The sequence below is a fragment of the Tepidimonas sp. genome, assembly GCF_046292505.1.
In the GTDB taxonomy this organism is placed as follows: Bacteria; Pseudomonadota; Gammaproteobacteria; order Burkholderiales; family Burkholderiaceae_C; genus Tepidimonas.
In genome coordinates this window covers 76,605-94,379 of record NZ_JBKBQX010000005.1, presented here as the reverse complement: position 1 = coordinate 94,379, position 17,775 = coordinate 76,605, and the positions used below count along the sequence as shown (strand labels likewise).

Below are 17,775 nucleotides of genomic sequence, written 5' to 3'. Positions count from 1 at the left end.
AGGCCTCCGCCGGCGCGGCGCGTGACCAGGGACTGGCGCCGCGGCGCGAAACCCGGGATGATTCGGCCGTGCCTGCCCTCGTGCCGCGGCTGCCGCCCCGCCCTCATCGGCGCGGGCCGGGCGTCCCGGCGGGCCGAGGCGCATGCGCGAAACTGCACAATCGTGGGCCTTTGCCGGAAGTTGTCCCGCTGAAAAAGGGTATGGCATGAATCATGATGCATTGGAGGCTGGCGTGCGACCGCGTGGCGGACGTCCGTTTCCCAAGGGGCGGACGCCGACGCCGCAGGCCCGCGCCACCGTGGCCCGGCTGTGCGCGGGACTCGAGCCGCGGCGCGACCTGCTGATCGAGCACCTGCACCGGCTGCAGGATGCCCTCGGCGGCCTGTCGCGCGACGCGCTGGCCGCGCTGGCCGAGCGGCTGCGCCTGAGCCAGGCCGAGGTGTACGAGGTCGCCACCTTCTACCACCACTTCCGCGTGCTGGACGACGGGGAGGCGCCGCCGCGCGTGACGGTGCGCGTCTGCACCAGCCTGCCGTGCGCGCTGGCGGGCGGCGAGGGGTTGCTGGCGCGCGTGCGCGCTGCGCTGGCCGCGGACGACGGCGTGGCGGTGGAGGCGGTGCCCTGCATCGGCCAGTGCCACCAGGCGCCGGCGGCCTGCGTCGGCCGGCGGCAGGTGGCGCCGGCGCAGGAAGAGGCGGTGGTGACGCTCGCGCGCGCCGGCGCGACCGCGCCACGCCGCGCCCCGGCGCACGGCGCGCCGCCGCAGCCGCACGACTACGCGCAGCTGCAGCGCCTGCTGCGCGGCGAGCTGCGCCCGATCGACGTGCTGCGCGAGCTGGAGGCCAGCGGCCTGCGCGGACTGGGGGGAGCGGGCTTTCCGGCCTGGCGCAAGTGGGTGACGGTGGCCGGCCAGCCGGGCCCGCGCCACGGTGTCGTCAACGTCGACGAGGGCGAGGTCGGCACCTTCAAGGACTGGCACGTGCTGGCGCACGACCCGCGCCCGGCGCTGGAGGGCATGCTGATCGCCGCCGCCGTGGTGGGGCTGCGCCACCTGTGGATCTACGTGCGCGACGAGTACCCCGACGTGCACGCGCTGCTGGAGGAGGAGCTGCAGGCGCTGCGCGAGCGCTTGGCCGACTGGCGGCAGCGCCACCCGCACGCGTTTGGCGACCCCGATGCGCCGCGCCCGGACGGCACGCGCGCGCTGCTGCCCGCCGACGGCCCGGCCATCGAGCTGCGCCGCGGCGCCGGCGCCTACATCTGCGGCGAGGAGTCGGCGCTGATCGAGTCGCTCGAGGGCAAGCGCGGTCTGCCGCGCCTGCGCCCACCGATCGTCGCGCAGCGCGGCGTCTTCGGCCGTCCGACGCTGGCGCACAACGTCGAGACGCTGTGGTGGCTGCCGACGCTGCTGCGCGACGGCGGCGCGGCCTGGGCCGCCGGCGGCGTGCGCGGCCGCGCCGGCTGGCGGCGCTACAGCGTCAGCGGCCGCGTGCGCCGGCCCGGCTGCTACCTGCGTCCGGCCGGCACCACCCTGCGCGAGCTGATCGAGGCCGCCGGCGGCATGGCCGACGGGCACGCGCTGTACGCCTTTCTGCCCGGCGGTGCCTCCGGCGGCATCCTGCCGGCGTCGTTGGCCGACGCGCCGCTGGACTTCGACACGCTGGCCGCGCACGGCGCTTTCGTCGGCTCCATGGCGGTGGTGGTGCTGTCGCAGGCCGACCGCGCGCGCGACGCCGCGGCGTCGCTGCTGCGCTTCTTCGCGCACGAATCCTGCGGCCAGTGCACGCCGTGCCGCGCCGGGACCGCGCAGGCGCTGGCGCTGCTGCAGGACGAGGTCTGGGACCCGGCGCGCCTGGCCGATCTGTCGCAGGTGATGCGCGAGGCCTCGATCTGCGGGCTGGGGCAGGCCGCGCCCAACCCGTTCGACAGCGTGCTGCGCTTCTTTCCGCATGAGGTGACGCGATGAACCCCCCCGCCGAGGCTGCCGCGATCGAATTCACGCTGGACGGCCGCGCCGTCGCGGCGCGCCCGGGCGAGACGCTGTGGGACGTGGCGCGCCGCGTCGGCGTGGAGTTGCCGCACCTGTGCCACCGTCCCGGTCTGCCGCCGGCCGGCAACTGCCGCGCCTGCGTCGTCGAGGTGGCGGGCGAGCGCACGCTCGCGGCCTCGTGCTGCCGCGCGCCGCAGCCCGGCATGCAGGTGCGCACCGACAGCGAGCGCGCCGTGCGTGCGCGCCGCACGGTGCTGGAGCTGCTGCTCGCCGATGCGCCCGGCAGCGCCGCGCTCAAGCTGGACAGCGAGCTGGCCCATTGGGCGCAGCGCTGCGGTGCGGCGGCCGGCCGCTGGCCCGCGCGCGGGGCGGTGCAGGCGCACGCGGCGCCCGACGCCAGCCACCCGGCCTTCACCGTACGGCTGGACGCCTGCATCCAGTGCACGCGCTGCGTGCGCGCCTGCCGCGACGTGCAGGGCAACGACGTGCTGGGCGTGGCCGGCCGCGGCGGGCATGCGCGCATCGTCTTCGACCAGGGCGACCGCGTGGCGGAGAGCACCTGCGTGGCCTGCGGCGAGTGCGTGCAGGCCTGCCCGACCGGCGCGCTGGCGCCGGCCAACGGCGCCTACGCGCGCCGCGCCGAGCGCGTGGTGCGCTCGGTGTGCCCGTTCTGTGGCGTCGGCTGCGCGGTCGATCTGCACGTGCGCGACGGCCGGCTGGAGCGCGTCGACGGTGCGCCCGGGCCGGCCAACGACGGCCGGCTGTGCGTCAAGGGCCGCTTCGGCATGGACTACGTGCACCATCCGCAGCGCCTGACCACGCCGCTGATCCGCCGCGCCGACGCGCCCAAGGACCCGTCGCTGCTGACGCGCGGGCCGGGCGGTCGTCCGGATCCCGAGGCGCTGCGGGCGCAGTTCCGCCCCGCGACGTGGGAGGAGGCGCTGGACGTCGCCGCCGCAGGCCTTGCGCGCGCGCGCGACGCCGCGCGCGCGCAAGGCCTGCGCGGCCGCGCGGTGCCGGTGGCCGGCTTCGGTTCGGCCAAGGGCAGCAACGAGGAGGCCTACCTGTTTCAGAAGCTGCTGCGCAGCGCCTTCGGCACGCACAACGTCGACCACTGCACGCGCCTGTGCCACGCCTCCAGCGTCGCGGCGCTGATGGAGGGCATCGGCAGCGGCGCGGTCAGCAACCCGGTGCGCGACTGCGCGCACGCCGACCTCATCCTGGTGATCGGCGCCAACCCGGTGCAGAACCACCCGGTGGCGGCCACCTGGATCAAGAACGCCGTGCGCCGCGGCGCGCGCCTGGTGCTGGCCGACCCGCGCCGCACCGAGCTGGCGCGCCACGCCTGGCGCACGCTCGCCTTCACCCCCGGCACCGACGTGGCGCTGCTCAACGCGCTGCTGCACGTCATCGTCACCGAGGGGCTGGTCGACGAGGCCTTCGTCGCGCAGCGCGTGCACCCCGGCGACCTCGAGGCGCTGCGCGTGCACCTGCAGGCCTTCAGCCCGGAGGCGATGGCGCCGATCTGCGGCATCGACGCAGCCACGCTGCGCGAGGTGGCGCGCGCCTACGCCACCGCGCCGGCGGCGATGATCTTCTGGGGCATGGGGGTGGCGCAGCACGCCCACGGCACCGACAACGCGCGCGCGCTGATCGCGCTGGCGCTGCTGACCGGCCAGATCGGCCGCCCCGGCACCGGGCTGCACCCGCTGCGCGGCCAGAACAACGTGCAAGGCGCCAGCGACGCCGGGCTGATCCCGATGGTGCTGCCGGACTACCGCCGCGTGGCCGACCCGGGCGCGCGCGCTGCCGCCGAGGCCGCCTGGGGCCTGCCACCCGGCTTCCTGCCCGAGGAGCCCGGCCTGACGGTGGTGGAGATCCTCGACGCCGCGCACGAGGGCCGCATCCGCGCAATGCTGATCCAGGGCGAGAACCCGGCGATGAGCGACCCCGACGCGGCGCACGCGCGCGCCGCGCTGGCGCGGCTGCAGCACCTGGTGGTGATCGACATCTTCCTGACCGAGACGGCGGCGCTGGCCGACGTCGTGCTGCCCGCCACCGCCTGGCCGGAGAAGACCGGCAGCGTCACCAACACCGACCGGCTGGTGCAGCTCGGCCGCCCGGCCCTCGCCCCACCCGGACAGGCGCGCGCCGACGCCTGGATCCTGGAGCAGCTGGCGCGCCGGCTGGGGCTGGACTGGGACTACGGCATCGACCCGCTGGGCGGTGCGCCCGAGCCCGACAGCGGCATCGGCCGCGTGTTCGACGAGATGGCCGGGCTGATGCCGGCGCTGGCCGGGCTGACGTGGGCGCGGCTGCTGCGCGTCGGCGCCATCACGCACCCGGTGCCCTCTGCGGACGATCCCGGCCACCCGATCGTCTTCACCGAGCGCTTCCCGACCGCCGACGGGCGCGCGCGCCTGGTGCCGGCACGGCTGCTGCCGCCCGCCGAGGATCCGGACGCCGTCTACCCCTACGTGCTGATCACCGGCCGCCAGCTGGAGCACTGGCACACCGGCGCGATGACGCGCCGCAGCGCGGTGCTGGACGCGCTGGAGCCGGCGCCGCACGTCAGCCTGCATCCGGCGCTGCTGGAACGGCTGGGCCTGCGTCCCGGCCAGCCGGTGCGCCTGCGCACGCGGCGCGGCAGCGTCACGGTGGCCACGCGCGCCGACGAGGCGGTGCCCGACGGCGTGGCATTCCTGCCGTTCGCCTACGCCGAGGCGGCGGCCAACCTGCTGACGATCGCGGCGCTCGATCCGGTGGCCAAGATCGCCGAGGTCAAGCACTGCGCGGTGGCGATCGAGCCGGTGGCGGCGGCCGCCACCGTTTGACCCACCGCAAGGAACCGTCGCGCCACCCGCGCCGGCGCCACCCGCCGTATGGCCGTGGCGCCGGGCTGGGCTAAGATGCCATCACCCTATTGCAGGAGACCGACCGATGTTCAAGAAGATCCTCGTTCCCGTCGATGGCTCGGCGCTGGCGCACGCCGCTGGCGAGTTGGCGGCCGATCTCGCTCGCCAGCACGGCGCCCAGGTGGTGGGTGTCTATGTGATCGATCCGTTCCCCTATATCGGCATTGGCGATGCCTCGGCCGTGGGGCTGCAGGCCTATCTGGCCGAGGCACAGGCCGCGGCGGGCAAGGCGCTGGACGATCTGCGGCAGGTGTGCGCCGCGCGCGGCGTGCCCTTCTCCGGCGACACCATCGAGCGCAACGTCACCTACGAAGGCATTCTGGAGACCGCTGAGGCCGAAGCCTGCGACCTGATCGTCATGGGCTCGCACGGCCGCAAGGGCGTGCAGGCGCTCATCCTGGGCAGCGTCGCGCAGAAGGTGCTCACGCACGCCAAGGTGCCGGTGCTGATCGTCAAGCCCCAGGCCTGATGCCGCCGCCCCGCGCGGTGGGGTGCCGCGCGGGGTTACAGCGGGGTGCCTAGAATGATCGGCTCCCATTGCCTGCCCCGCACCCCGCCATGTCCGCCCGCCTGCCCGAGACCAGCGATCCGACCCGCGACGACGAGGAGGGCGCGCCCCTGCAGGGCGTCATCCGCATCCGTGGCGCGCGCCAGCACAACCTCAAGCAGATCGATCTGGACATCCGCACGGGCGAGCTGACCGTCGTCACCGGGCCCAGCGGATCGGGCAAGTCCAGCCTGGTCTTCGATACCCTGTTCGCCGAGGGGCAGCGCCGCTACGTCGAAACCTTCTCGGCGTATGCGCGGCAGTTTCTGGACCGCATGGACAAGCCGGCGGTGGACCGCATCGACGGCGTGCCGCCCGCCATTGCCATCGACCAGACCAACCCGGTGCGCTCCTCGCGCTCCACGGTCGGGACGATGACCGAGCTCAACGACCACCTGAAGCTGCTGTTCGCCCGCGCCGGCCAGTTGTTCGATCGCGACACCGCCCTGCCGGTGCGCCACGACACGGTGGAGACCATCGTGGCCGATCTGCACGCGCGGGCGGCCGCGGCCGGCGATCCGCGCCTGGTCGTGACCTTTGCCGTCGAGCTGCCGGCCAGCACCCCCGACGAGGAGGTGCAGCAGTGGCTGTCCGCCAGCGGCTACACCCGCGTGCAGGCCGAACAGATCGTGGGCGAGCGCCGCCGGCTCGACGTGGTGGCGGATCGCTTTCGCATCGGCAGCGCCGATCCGGCTCGCGTGGCCGAGGCCGTGGAGACCGCGCTCAAGCGCGGCGGCGGCCGCCTGGTGGTCTATGCGCTGGCAGACGGCGCCGAGCCGGCCCTGTGGCGCTATTCCACCGGACTGCATTGCCCGGAGAGCGACATCCGCTACGCCGACCCGCGGCCGTCGATGTTCTCCTTCAATTCGCCCGCCGGCGCCTGCGAGACCTGCCGCGGCTTCGGCCGCGTCATCGGGGTGGACTGGGGTCTCGTCATCCCCAACGACAAACTCACCCTGCGCGCGGGCGCCATCAAACCCATCCAGACCCCGGCCTATCAGGAGTGCCAAGACGACCTGATGCGCCACGCCGAGGCGGCGGGCATTCCGCGCGACACGCCGTGGTACCAGCTCGCCCCGGAGCAGCAACGTTGGGTGCTGGAAGGATCGCCCCACTGGACGGGGGACTGGAAGCGCCAGTGGTACGGCATCCGCCGCTTCTTCGATTATTTGGAGAGCAAGGCCTACAAGATGCACATCCGGGTGCTGCTGTCCAAGTACCGCAGCTACACCGAGTGCCCGGCGTGCGGCGGCGCGCGCCTGAAGACCGAGAGCCTGCTCTGGCGCATCGGGTCGCGCGCCGATGCGGACGCCGTGCTGCCGCCCGAGCGGCGCTTTCGCCCGCGCGGCGTGGCCTGGAGTGACGCGCAACTGCAAGCGCTGCCCGGGCTGTGCCTGCACGATCTGATGGGCCTGCCGATCGAGCGCTTGCGCCGCTTCTTTCAGGGCCTGCAGGCCCGGCTGGACGAACTGCCGGCGGGCGAGCGCCAGGCCCAGGCCCTGTTGTACGACGAGATCACCGCCCGGCTGCGCTACCTGTGCGATGTGGGGCTGGGCTATCTGACGCTGGACCGCCAGAGCCGCACCCTCTCCGGCGGCGAGGTCCAGCGCATCAACCTGACCACGGCGCTGGGCACCTCGCTGGTCAACACCCTGTTCGTGCTGGACGAGCCCTCCATCGGCCTGCATCCGCGCGACATGGCCCGCATCAACCAGGCCATGGCCCGCTTGCGCGACGCCGGCAACACCCTGGTCGTGGTGGAGCACGACCCGGCCGTGATGCTGGCCGCCGACCGCATCCTCGACATGGGCCCCGGCCCCGGCGAGCGCGGCGGCCGCATCGTGTTCGACGGCACGCCGGCACAACTGCGCGGTGCCGACACGCTCACCGGCCAGTACCTGTCGGGGCGGCGGCAAATCGGTTTTGGGGTCAAGCGCCGGGTCACCGAGTCCACCCCCCGCCTGATTCTGGAAGGCGCGCGCGAGCACAACCTGCGCGCGCTGGACGTGGCCTTTCCGCTGCAGCGGCTGGTGGTGGTGACTGGGGTCAGCGGCTCGGGCAAATCCACCCTGGTGCAGGACATTCTGGCCCCCGCGCTGCTGCGCCATTTCGGCCAAGCCACCGAATCCCCGGGGGCGCACGATCGGCTGCTCGGCGCCGATCACCTGGAGGGCGTGGTCTTCGTGGACCAGTCGCCCATCGGCAAGACGGCGCGCTCCAACCCGGTCAGCTACGTCGGCGCCTGGGACGCCATCCGCACGCTGTTCGCGCAGTCGCCACTGGCGCAGCAGCGCGGCTACACGGCGGCCAAATTCAGCTTCAACAGCGGCGACGGGCGCTGCCCCACCTGCGGGGGCTCGGGCTTCGAGCATGTGGAGATGCAGTTCCTCTCCGACGTGTATCTGCGTTGCCCGGACTGCCAGGGGCGGCGCTACCGCCCCGAAGTGCTGGAAGTGACCATCGAGCGCGCAGGCCGTTGGCTGAGCGTGGCGGACGTGCTGGAGCTGACCGTCACCGAGGCCGCACAGTGCTTTGCCAGCGACCGCGATGTGATGCGCGCCCTGCAGCCGTTGCTGGATGTGGGGCTGGAATACCTGCGGCTGGGCCAGCCGGTGCCCACCCTGTCTGGCGGCGAGGCACAGCGCCTGAAACTGGCCGGCCATCTGGCCACCGCCGCAGCGGCCGAGCCGCGGTCGAGCCGCGCTCGCAAGACGGCCGCTGCCGCCCCGCCGCCCTCGCCCTGGGCGGGCAAGGCGCCGGCGCGCCCGCGCGGGACGCTGTTTTTGTTCGACGAGCCCACCACGGGGCTGCACTTCGACGACATCGCCAAGCTGATGCGCGCGCTGCGCAAGCTGCTGGAGGCGGGCCATTCGCTGGTCGTGATCGAGCACAACCTGGACGTCATCCGCGCCGCCGACTGGGTGCTGGATCTGGGGCCGGAGGGCGGCGACGGCGGGGGCACGCTGGTGTTCGCCGGCCCGCCCGAGGAGCTGCGCCAGCACCCCACCAGCCACACCGCCCAGGCGCTGCGCGAGTACGCCGAGGCCCTGGGCGAAGCGACCGCCGCCCGCGAGCCGCGCCCGACACCGCCTGCGCCCGTGGCGCGACCCGCGTCCGCGCCGCCGGCGATCCGCATCGTGCATGCGCGCGAGCACAACCTGCGCGATCTGTCGGTGGACATCCCGCGCGGGCGCTTCACCGTCATCACCGGCGTGAGCGGGTCGGGCAAATCCACCCTCGCGTTCGACATCCTGTTCAACGAGGGGCAGCGCCGCTACCTGGAAAGCCTGAATGCCTATGCGCGCAGCATCGTGCAGCCGGCCGGCCGGCCCGAGGTGGATGCCGTCTGGGGCATCCCCCCGACGGTGGCGATCGAGCAGCGCCTCTCGCGCGGCGGGCGCAAGTCCACGGTCGGCACGGTGACCGAGGTCTGGCACTACCTGCGTCTGCTCTACGTCAAGCTGGGGGTGCAGCACTGCGTGCACGACGGCGCCCCCGTCCAGCCGCAGACACCGGACAGCATCCTGGCGCAGCTCATGCAGCGCCACCGGGGGCAGACGCTGGGCATTCTGGCGCCGCTGGTCATCCACCGCAAAGGGGTCTATACCGAGTGGGCCGAATGGGCCGCCCAGCGCGGCCATACCCACCTGCGGGTGGATGGCGAATTTCTGCCCACGCAGGGTTTCCCGCGCTTGGATCGCTTCAAGGAGCATACGCTGGAGCTGCCCGTGGCCACCGTCCACGTCACGCCCGCCGCCGAGGGCGAGCTGCGCGCGGCGCTGGCGCTGGCCCTGCAGCACGGCAAAGGCGTGGTGCATGTGCTGGCGGGCATCGAGGGTTTGGCCGCGGCGCTGGAGGCCGGCGGCACCGGCCGTGGCCTGGGCACGGTGGCCGTGTACTCCACCCTGCGCGCCTGTCCGGTGTGCGCCACCAGCTATGCGGAGCTGGATCCACGCCTGTTCTCGTACAACAGCAAGCACGGCTGGTGTCCCGACTGCGTGGGGACGGGCGTGCAGCTCACGCGCGAGCAGCGCCGGGCACTGGACGACAGCCTGCGCGACGTCGACCACCGTGGGCGCGAGCAGACCTTTGCCGAGCCCGAGCTGGAAGACCTCGGCGACCAGCCCTGCGCCACCTGCGGTGGCACGCGGCTCCAACCGGTGGCGCGTGCCGTGCGTTTCCACGACCGGCCCATCACCGACATCGCGCGTCTGAGCGTGGGCGAGGTGCTGGACTGGGTGCGCGCCCTGCAGCAGCCCGGTGCGCTGACCGCGCGCGAGGCCGACATCGCGCGCGATCTGTTGCCTGAAATCGAGAGCCGCCTGCGCTTTCTGCTGCAGGTGGGTCTGGGCTATCTGACGCTGGACCGCGGCGCGCCCACCCTCTCGGGGGGCGAGGCGCAGCGCATCCGCCTGGCCGCGCAGCTGGGCTCCAACCTGCAGGGGGTGTGCTATGTGCTCGACGAGCCGACCATCGGCCTGCATCCGCGCGACAACCGCATCCTGCTCGACGCGCTGCATGCGCTGCGGCGGCACGGCAACACCCTGGTGGTGGTGGAGCACGACGAGGACACCATCCGCCGCGCCGATCACCTGATCGACATCGGCCCCGGTGCGGGGCGGCTGGGCGGACGGCTGGTGGCCCAAGGGCGCATCGAGGATGTGATGGCGGCCGCCGACTCCCAGACCGGGCGCTACCTGGCGCAGGCCATCCGCCACCCGCTGCAGGCGCGCCGGCCCGTGCGTGCAGACGCGCCGGCCCTGGTGGTGCGCGGCGCGCGCCGGCACAACTTGCAGGGCATGGATGTCACCGTTCCGCTGCACCGGCTGGTCGCCGTCACCGGCGTGAGCGGCTCGGGCAAATCCACGCTGGCCCGCGACGTGCTGCTGACCAATCTGGCCGCCGCGCTGGCCCAACCCCGGCGGCGGGCCGCGCAGGCCCCCGCCCGCGCCATCGTTTGGAGCGGCTGCAGCGGTCTGGAAGGGGCCGAGGCCGTGGACCGCGTGCTGGAGGTGGATCAGACCCCCATCGGCAAGACCCCGCGCTCCTGCCCCGCCACCTACATCGGGTTTTGGGACACCATCCGCAAGCTCTATGCCGAGACGCTGGAGGCGAAAGCGCGCGGCTACGGGCCCGGGCGTTTCTCGTTCAACACCGGCGAGGGGCGTTGTCCGGTCTGCGAAGGGCAGGGTCTGCGCACCATCGAGATGAGCTTCCTGCCCGACGTCAAGGTGCCGTGCGAGGCCTGCCATGGGGCGCGCTTCAACCCCGAGACGCTGACCGTCACCTGGCGCGGCAAGTCCATCGGCGATGTGCTGGCCCTGTCGGTGGACGAGGCGGTGGACTTCTTTGCTTCCATGCCGTCGATCGCCCATCCGCTGCAGTTGCTGCGCGACGTCGGCCTGGGCTACCTGACGCTGGGCCAGCCCAGCCCCACCCTGTCGGGCGGCGAGGCTCAGCGCATCAAGCTGGTGACCGAGCTGACCAAGGTACGCGACGACGTCAGCCGCCGCGGCCAGAAGGCGCCGCACACCCTGTACGTGCTGGACGAGCCGACCGTCGGTCTGCACATGGCGGATGTGGACAAGCTCATCCGCGTGCTGCACCGGCTGGTCGACGCGGGGCACAGCGTGGTCGTCATCGAGCACGACCTGGACCTGATCGCCGAGGCCGACTGGGTGCTGGACCTGGGGCCGGAAGGTGGTGCCGGCGGTGGTCGCCTGGTCGGCGCCGGTACCCCCGAGGATCTGGTGCGCCTGGGTACCCACACCGGTCAGGCCCTGGCCGCGGTGCTGTCGCGCGGCGCCTGAGCGCGGATCACCCCATGAACGGCCCCGGGCGTGTGGTGTGGATCGAGCCGGACGCCCCGGTCAAGCCGGCCTGGGGGGCGCCGTGCAACGGTTGCGGCGTGTGCTGCCTGATCGAGCCGTGCCCGATCGGCTGGCTGCTCAGCCGCCGCCGACGCGGCCCCTGCGTGGCCTTGCGCTGGGTGCAGGCCGAGCGTCGCTACCGCTGCGGCGCCGTGGCCGCGCCGGGGGAGGTGCTGGGGGAGGTGCTGGGGTGGGGGCAGGGGCCGTTGGCGCGCAGCCTGTCGGCCCTGGTGCGGCCGGTGCTGGCGCGCTGGATCGCGGCCGGCCGCGGGTGCGACTGCGACGCCCAGGTCGAGCCCGGCCCCGGATCTTGATGCGCATCAACCCGGACGCGCGCCCCGTCTTGCATCATCCGTATATTGGAATGAATCGATGAAAGGGCGGCCATGGACATGGCGGCATGGATCGAGCGCTGGGGCGAGCCCGTCGTGCTGGCGATGGGCGGGTGGTTGCTGGGCTTGGGGTTTGGCTTCTTCGGCCAGCGTTCCAAGTTCTGCCTGCGCGCGGCGGTGATCGAATTCTGGCACCGCCGCTTCGGCGACAAGCTGGCGGTGTGGCTGCTGGCGTTCTCCACCGCCGTGGTGGCGGTGCAGGGCATGATCCTGCTCGGCTGGCTGGACGTCTCCAGCGCACGCCAGCTCGCAGCGCGTGGCAGCCTGTCGGGCGCGCTGGTCGGCGGGCTGCTGTTTGGGCTGGGCATGGTGATGACGCGCGGCTGCGCCAGCCGGCTGCTGGTGCTGTCGGCCAACGGCAACCTGCGCGCGCTGCTGTCCGGGCTGATCTTCGCGGTGACCGCGCAGGCCTCGCTGTCGGGGGCGCTGGCGCCGTGGCGCGAGGCCATCAGCGGCTGGTGGGTGGTGGAGGGCGGCCCCTCGCGCGACCTGCTGGCGCTGGTGGGCGGCGGCCCCAAGGTCGGCCTGCTGTTCGGGCTGGTGTGGATGGCCGCGGCGCTGTGGTTCGCCGCGCGCAGCGGCTGGAGCTTCTGGAAGTGGGTCGGCGGCGCGGCCACCGGGCTGATGGTGGCGCTGGCGTGGTGGTTCAGCTACCAGGTGATGGCGCACTCGTTCGAGCCGGTGCAGATCCAGGGCATGACCTTCAGCGGCCCGTCGGCCGAGTGGCTGATGCGCGTGCTGGCCGAGCCGGACAAGCCGTGGTCGTTCGGGCTCGGGCTGATGCCGGGGGTGTTTCTTGGCTCGCTGGCCGGGGCGCTGGTCGGCCGCGAATGGAAGCTGGAGGGCTTCGGCGGCGCCTACACGATGCCGCGCTACATCGTCGGCGCCATCCTGATGGGCTTCGGCTCGATGCTGGCCGGCGGCTGCGCGGTTGGCGCCGGCATGACCGGGGGCGCCATCTTCGCGCTCACGGCGTGGCTGACGCTGGTGGGCATGTGGATCGGCGGCGGCATCGCCGACCGGCTGATCGACCGGCCGCAACCCCGGGCCGAGCCAGTGCCGTCTGCTGCTGCGGCCGCCGACATGGCCCGCGCGCCCTGAGGCGCTGCGCTGCAGCCTACGCCGCCTGCCGATCCGCGGGCAACGGACTCACACCCGGTGACCCGCCCGTGCCCGCGCCAGCAGCACCAGACACGCCAGGGCCACCGCCAGCAGCAGCGCCGGAAAGCCCACGCGAGGGGCCCACTGCAGGGCGGCGCCGGCCAAGGACGGGGCCAGCACCCCACCCAAGGTATAAGCCATCACCAGCACGGCCGTGCTGTTGACCAACGTGACCCCCCGCTCGCGCGCCCCGATGTCGATCATGGCCAGGGTGTACAAACACCCCCCGGCTCCGCCCCACAAAAAGGCCACCGGCCACGCCAGCCATGGCGTGCCGGCCACCCATGGGATGACCAGCGTAGCCAAGAGGGTGATCGCCGCGCATCCCCGCATCAACTGCAGTCGGGCCCCGCCCGCACCACCCCGGCGGCCACCGTGGCGGCCCAGCCGGTCGGCCAGTGCCCCGGCCGGCAGCATCAACACCGAGCTGCCCAGCCCGCTGGCCGACACCAGCAGGGCGGCCGCGGCGGCGCCCAAACCCAGCGCCAACCCGTACAGCGGCAGGATGGCGGTCAGGCCGCTTTCGAAAAAGCCGCCGCAAAACCCCGCCGCCATGATGACGGGGTGGGCGCGCAGCGCCGTCCAGACGCCGCGCCAGCCGACGTGGGCCTCGTGCGCATCCGCCTCCGGCGGCAGCGGGGGGACGAAGAACGCCCACACCAAGCCCACCGCCAGCAGCGCCACCGACAGCCACAGCGCAGCCGGGCTGGACGGCCCGACGGCGGCCAGCAGCATCGGTCCGATCACGAAGGTGGCGCCCACCATCGTTTCGAACAGCCCGACGGCGCGCCCCCGCAGAGGGGCGGGGGCGAACTCGGCGACCAGCGCCTCGGCCAACACCCAGCGCAGGCCCGAGGCCATGCCCGCCAGCACCTTCAGGCCAAACCACAGCGCCAGCGCGGCCGAGCCCTCCAGCGGCAGGCCATAGCCGACGCCGGCAAGCACCGGCACGGCCCCCGACAGCCACAGCGTCGGGCGCCGCCCCAGGGCGCGCGTCAGCGCCGAGGCAAAGGGCGTGACCAGCAAAATACCGGCCCAGGCGCTGGCGGCGAACACCCCGATCAGCGCCGTCGGAGCCCCTTGCTCGGTCAGGCGAAGGATCAGCCAGGGCGTGAGCATGAAGTAGCCCACCAGCTCGAAGAAGGTCGAGCCAAAAATCACGAATAAGCCCCGACGGGACGGGGCGGCAGCGGCAAGGGTCATGGTGAACGATGGCGGCCGGATGGCCGGGGTTGGGCAGGGTGCTGGCGACGAGGGCTTGGCATGCGGCCGCGCTTGTCTGTACAATTATAGGTTCGGCGGAAACACGCTGCCGAGTGTTTTGCCGGCCGAAAAAGCCGGTATATCCAGCAAAAAGGACTCCTATGTACGCGGTCATAAAAACCGGTGGCAAGCAGTATCGCGTGGCTGCCGGCGAAAAAATCAAAGTAGAACAGATCGCTGCGGACGTAGGCCAAGAGATCGTGATCGACCAGGTGTTGGCCGTCGGCAACGGCGCGGACATCCGGGTGGGCACCCCCTTGGTCAGCGGCGCAACGGTCACGGCCACGGTCGTGTCGCATGGTCGGGGTGAGAAGGTGCGCATCTTCAAGCTGCGCCGCCGCAAGCACTACCAAAAGCGCCAGGGCCATCGCCAAAACTTCACCGAGCTGCAGATCGGCTCGATCAACGTCTGACGAGGTGACACACCATGGCACAGAAAAAAGGCGGCGGCTCCACCCGTAACGGCCGCGACTCCAAGCCCAAGATGCTGGGTGTGAAGGTGTTCGGCGGCCAGGACGTCAGCGCCGGCGCGATCATCGTGCGTCAGCGCGGCACCCAGTTCCACCCCGGTACCGGCACCGGTATCGGCAAGGACCACACCATCTACGCCACCGTGGCGGGCAAGGTCGAGTTCGCCGTCAAGGGCGCGCTCAACCGCAAGGTGATCAACGTCATCCCGGCCTGAGGCAGGCGTGGCGGGGGCATCGTCCCCCGGGGCCACGGCCGGCTGCAGGCCATCCCGGCACGGGCCCGCGCTGCGGGCCCTTGTCGTTTTGCGATCGGCGCAGGAGCCGTCATGAAGTTCGTCGATGAAGCCTATGTCGACGTTGCCGCGGGCGACGGGGGCAACGGCTGCGCCTCGTTCCGTCACGAGAAGTTCAAGGAATTCGGCGGGCCCGACGGCGGCGACGGCGGCCGGGGCGGCCACGTCTGGGCCGTGGCCGACGAGAACCTCAACACCCTGGTCGATTACCGCTACACGCGCCGCTTCGAAGCGCAGCGCGGCGAGCACGGCAAGGGCTCCGACATGTTCGGCGCCAAGGGTGAGGACATCGTGCTGCGTATGCCGGTCGGCACGGTCATCAGCGATGCCGAGACCGGTCAGGTGCTGTTCGAGCTGCTGCAGCCCGGACAAAAGGAACTGATCGCCAAGGGTGGCGACGGCGGTTTTGGCAACCTGCACTTCAAAAGCTCCACCAACCGCGCGCCGCGCCAAAAGACGTTGGGGCGCCCGGGCGAGCGCCGCAGCCTCAAGCTCGAACTCAAGGTGCTGGCCGACGTGGGGCTGCTCGGTATGCCCAACGCCGGCAAGTCCACGCTGATCGCGGCCGTCTCCAACGCGCGGCCCAAGATTGCCGACTATCCCTTCACCACGCTGCACCCCAACCTGGGTGTGGTGCGCGTCGGGCCCGAAAAGAGCTTCGTCATCGCCGACGTGCCGGGCCTGATCGAGGGGGCGGCCGAGGGGGCTGGACTGGGCCACCAGTTCTTGCGCCACCTGCAGCGCACGCGGCTGCTGCTGCACATCGTGGACATGGCGCCCTTCGATGATTCGGTCGATCCGGTCGCCCAGGCGCGCGCCATCGTCGCGGAGCTCAAGAAATACGATCCTCAACTGGCGGCCAAGCCGCGCTGGCTGGTGCTCAACAAGCTGGACATGGTGCCGCCCGAGGAGCGCGAGCGGCGCGTGCGGGACTTCGTGCGCCGCCTGCGCTTCAAGGGTCCGGTGTTCGAGATCTCGGCGCTGACGCGCGAGGGGTGCGAGCGGCTGATGCAAAAGGTCTACGAGCATCTGGTGGCGCTGCGCGAGGCCGAGGCGCCCCCGGCAGCGGTGGATCCGCGCTTCGACGCGGCGCGGCAGGATGCCGACACCCCTGCCGACGACGATCCGCGTTTTCGCACCTGAGCCCATTCTTTCCCCTCGCACGACGACGATGACGACCGACCTGACCCGCGCCGACGCTCCCCCCGTGAACGGGGTCGCCCCCGCCAGCGCACTGGCCACCCCGAGCCGTGCGCCAGCCGAGGTGCTGCGCGGCGCGCGGCGCATCGTGGTCAAGGTCGGCTCCAGCCTCGTCACCAACGAAGGCCGAGGCCTGGACGAAGCCGCCATCGGCCAGTGGGCCCGCCAACTCGCCGCGCTGGTGCGCGACGGCCGCGAGGTCATCATGGTCAGCAGCGGCGCCATCGCCGAGGGCATGAAGCGTCTGGGCTGGACCGTCCGCCCCAAAGAGGTGCACGAGCTGCAGGCCGCCGCCGCCGTCGGTCAGATGGGGCTGGCCCAGATGTACGAGACCAAGCTGCGCGAGCAGGGGGTGGGCAGCGCCCAGGTGCTGCTCACCCACGCCGACCTGGCCGACCGCGAGCGCTACTTGAATGCCCGTTCCACCCTGTTGACGCTGCTGGCGTTGGGCGTGGTGCCCGTCATCAACGAAAACGACACCGTCGTCAACGACGAAATCAAGTTCGGCGACAACGACACCCTCGGTGCGCTGGTGGCCAATCTGGTCGAGGCCGACCTGCTGGTCATCCTGACCGACCAGCGCGGTCTCTACACGGCCGATCCCCGCAAGGACCCGGGGGCGGCGTTCGTGCACGTCGCCCGGGCCGGCGATCCGCTGCTCGAAGCCATGGCCGGCGGCGCAGGCAGCCGCGTGGGCACCGGTGGCATGATCACCAAGATCCTGGCGGCCAAGCGCGCGGCCGGCTCCGGCGCGTCCACCGTGATTGCGTGGGGGCGCGAGCCGGACGTGCTGCTGCGCTTGATCGGTGGCGAGCCGATCGGCACCTGTCTGGTGGCCGACGCCCCCAAGCAGCAGGCCCGCAAGCGCTGGATGACCAGCCATTTGCAACTGCGCGGCTCGGTCACGGTGGACGCTGGCGCCGTGGACAAGCTGGTCAAAGAGGGCAAGAGCCTGTTGCCCATCGGTATGACCGCCGTGGAAGGCGACTTTCACCGCGGCGATGTGATTGCGGTGCGCGCGCCCGACGGGCGCGAGATCGCCCGCGGGCTGGCCAACTACGCCGCGGCCGAGGCGCGGCTGATCTGCCGCCGTTCCTCCGCCGAATTCGACAAGCTGCTCGGCTATGCGGCCGAGCCCGAGATGATTCACCGCGACAACCTGGTCGTCACCCTGCGCTGATCCGGCGTCTGCGGGCGCCCCCGGGGCGCGCCGTCAGCGCTCGGGCTTGCCGACGCGCAGGGCGCGCAGCATGTCGGCCGGGCGCCCGTTGGGGGTGGGGCCATCGCAAAAGCCGTTGCGCGCCAGCGCCACGGCTGGACGGGAGGCGAACTCCCCGCCCAGATTGCGCCACTCGGCGCTGGGGTTGGGGCGCCATTCCCCGGGCGGGCCGGGGTTCCAGTGGGCGTAGGTCTTGACCTGGGCGGTGGTGCAGCGCAGCCCCTCGTACCAGGCATTGAGGGCGCCGCTGGCGCTTTGCGCCACGATCACATACCGGATCACCCCATCCGGGCCCAGCGTCACCGAGGCCGGGTCCACGCCAAAGCGCAACTGGCTGTTGACCGACACCACGAACGGCACCAAGCCGTCCTGCCGCAGCGGCGGGGGCGGCGGCGCATCGGCCTCGTGCCACTCGCGGTTGGGGTCGGTCAGCAGTTGTGCTTGGGCCCCGGCGG

The 17,775-nt window shown here is 72.4% G+C and carries 12 protein-coding genes (1 of these 12 cut by a window edge); 10 read left to right on the top strand and 2 right to left on the bottom strand.

Translation table 11 applies throughout. From position 1 onward, the window contains the following. The first annotated feature begins 205 nt into the window (after nucleotides 1-205). The 6 genes from ACK4TH_RS04230 to ACK4TH_RS04205 all read left to right on the top strand — a co-directional run bounded on the left by ACK4TH_RS04230 (nucleotide 206) and on the right by ACK4TH_RS04205 (nucleotide 12,815). Nucleotides 206-1,966, top strand: coding sequence for an NAD(P)H-dependent oxidoreductase subunit E (locus tag ACK4TH_RS04230; RefSeq protein ID WP_409623147.1), 1,761 nt, complete (start codon nucleotides 206-208; stop codon nucleotides 1,964-1,966). Then, nucleotides 1,963-4,824, top strand: coding sequence for a molybdopterin-dependent oxidoreductase (locus tag ACK4TH_RS04225; protein ID WP_409623144.1), 2,862 nt, complete (start codon nucleotides 1,963-1,965; stop codon nucleotides 4,822-4,824). Before ACK4TH_RS04230 ends, ACK4TH_RS04225 begins: the two co-directional genes overlap by 4 nt. Before the next feature lie 106 nt (nucleotides 4,825-4,930). Then, nucleotides 4,931-5,374, top strand: coding sequence for a universal stress protein (locus tag ACK4TH_RS04220; protein ID WP_068606899.1), 444 nt, complete (start codon nucleotides 4,931-4,933; stop codon nucleotides 5,372-5,374). An 89-nt stretch (nucleotides 5,375-5,463) separates the two neighbouring features. Continuing rightward, nucleotides 5,464-11,262 (top strand): excinuclease ABC subunit UvrA, encoded by a 5,799-nt coding sequence (gene uvrA / locus ACK4TH_RS04215; protein ID WP_409623141.1) that lies wholly within the window; start codon nucleotides 5,464-5,466, stop codon nucleotides 11,260-11,262. 14 nt (nucleotides 11,263-11,276) lie between these two features. Beyond that, nucleotides 11,277-11,636, top strand: a complete 360-nt coding sequence (locus ACK4TH_RS04210; RefSeq protein ID WP_409623139.1) for a hypothetical protein — start codon at nucleotides 11,277-11,279, stop codon at nucleotides 11,634-11,636. 72 nt (nucleotides 11,637-11,708) lie between these two features. Beyond that, on the top strand, nucleotides 11,709-12,815 hold the full coding sequence (locus tag ACK4TH_RS04205) for a YeeE/YedE family protein (protein WP_409623136.1): 1,107 nt from the start codon (nucleotides 11,709-11,711) through the stop codon (nucleotides 12,813-12,815). 48 nt (nucleotides 12,816-12,863) lie between these two features. Here ACK4TH_RS04205 and ACK4TH_RS04200 read toward each other — a convergent pair whose 3' ends face one another. Beyond that, nucleotides 12,864-14,078 carry an MFS transporter gene (locus ACK4TH_RS04200; RefSeq protein WP_409623134.1) on the bottom strand — a complete coding sequence of 405 codons (1,215 nt, stop codon included), beginning with the start codon at nucleotides 14,076-14,078 and terminating at the stop codon, nucleotides 12,864-12,866. Nucleotides 14,079-14,239: 161 nt separating this feature from the next. On the opposite strand from ACK4TH_RS04200, the gene rplU reads away from it, so the two are divergent. The 4 genes from rplU (at nucleotide 14,240) to proB (ending at nucleotide 17,281) form a co-directional block, all read left to right on the top strand. Next, the gene (rplU, locus tag ACK4TH_RS04195) at nucleotides 14,240-14,551 is read left to right on the top strand and encodes a 50S ribosomal protein L21 (protein WP_068606890.1); all 312 of its coding nucleotides are present in this window, start codon (nucleotides 14,240-14,242) and stop codon (nucleotides 14,549-14,551) included. A gap of 14 nt (nucleotides 14,552-14,565) precedes the next feature. Beyond that, nucleotides 14,566-14,823 (top strand): 50S ribosomal protein L27, encoded by a 258-nt coding sequence (rpmA, locus tag ACK4TH_RS04190; RefSeq protein ID WP_334154109.1) that lies wholly within the window; start codon nucleotides 14,566-14,568, stop codon nucleotides 14,821-14,823. A gap of 111 nt (nucleotides 14,824-14,934) precedes the next feature. Then, entirely contained in the window at nucleotides 14,935-16,044 is a 1,110-nt protein-coding gene (gene cgtA, locus ACK4TH_RS04185; protein WP_409623129.1) for an Obg family GTPase CgtA, read from the top strand. 124 nt (nucleotides 16,045-16,168) lie between these two features. Then, on the top strand, nucleotides 16,169-17,281 hold the full coding sequence (gene proB / locus ACK4TH_RS04180) for a glutamate 5-kinase (RefSeq protein ID WP_409623272.1): 1,113 nt from the start codon (nucleotides 16,169-16,171) through the stop codon (nucleotides 17,279-17,281). A gap of 33 nt (nucleotides 17,282-17,314) precedes the next feature. Here proB and ACK4TH_RS04175 read toward each other — a convergent pair whose 3' ends face one another. Beyond that, a protein-coding gene (locus tag ACK4TH_RS04175; protein ID WP_409623126.1) for a CNP1-like family protein crosses the window boundary here: on the bottom strand, nucleotides 17,315-17,775 show its 3' portion. The gene runs 193 nt beyond the window's last position; the window shows 461 of its 654 coding nt (coding positions 194-654); its start codon lies beyond the right edge, outside the window — the gene reads right to left on this strand; its stop codon occupies nucleotides 17,315-17,317.

What these genes read in the sequence shown, in the direction of transcription:
- ACK4TH_RS04200 (WP_409623134.1), bottom strand. Translation starts at nt 14,078, where the DNA reads ATGACCCTTGCCGCTGCCGCCCCGTCCCGTCGGGGCTTATTCGTGATT.
- ACK4TH_RS04220 (WP_068606899.1), top strand. Translation starts at nt 4,931, where the DNA reads ATGTTCAAGAAGATCCTCGTTCCCGTCGATGGCTCGGCGCTGGCGCAC.
- rplU (WP_068606890.1), top strand. Translation starts at nt 14,240, where the DNA reads ATGTACGCGGTCATAAAAACCGGTGGCAAGCAGTATCGCGTGGCTGCC.
- cgtA (WP_409623129.1), top strand. Translation starts at nt 14,935, where the DNA reads ATGAAGTTCGTCGATGAAGCCTATGTCGACGTTGCCGCGGGCGACGGG.
- ACK4TH_RS04230 (WP_409623147.1), top strand. Translation starts at nt 206, where the DNA reads ATGAATCATGATGCATTGGAGGCTGGCGTGCGACCGCGTGGCGGACGT.
- ACK4TH_RS04210 (WP_409623139.1), top strand. Translation starts at nt 11,277, where the DNA reads ATGAACGGCCCCGGGCGTGTGGTGTGGATCGAGCCGGACGCCCCGGTC.
- ACK4TH_RS04225 (WP_409623144.1), top strand. Translation starts at nt 1,963, where the DNA reads ATGAACCCCCCCGCCGAGGCTGCCGCGATCGAATTCACGCTGGACGGC.
- rpmA (WP_334154109.1), top strand. Translation starts at nt 14,566, where the DNA reads ATGGCACAGAAAAAAGGCGGCGGCTCCACCCGTAACGGCCGCGACTCC.
- uvrA (WP_409623141.1), top strand. Translation starts at nt 5,464, where the DNA reads ATGTCCGCCCGCCTGCCCGAGACCAGCGATCCGACCCGCGACGACGAG.
- ACK4TH_RS04205 (WP_409623136.1), top strand. Translation starts at nt 11,709, where the DNA reads ATGGACATGGCGGCATGGATCGAGCGCTGGGGCGAGCCCGTCGTGCTG.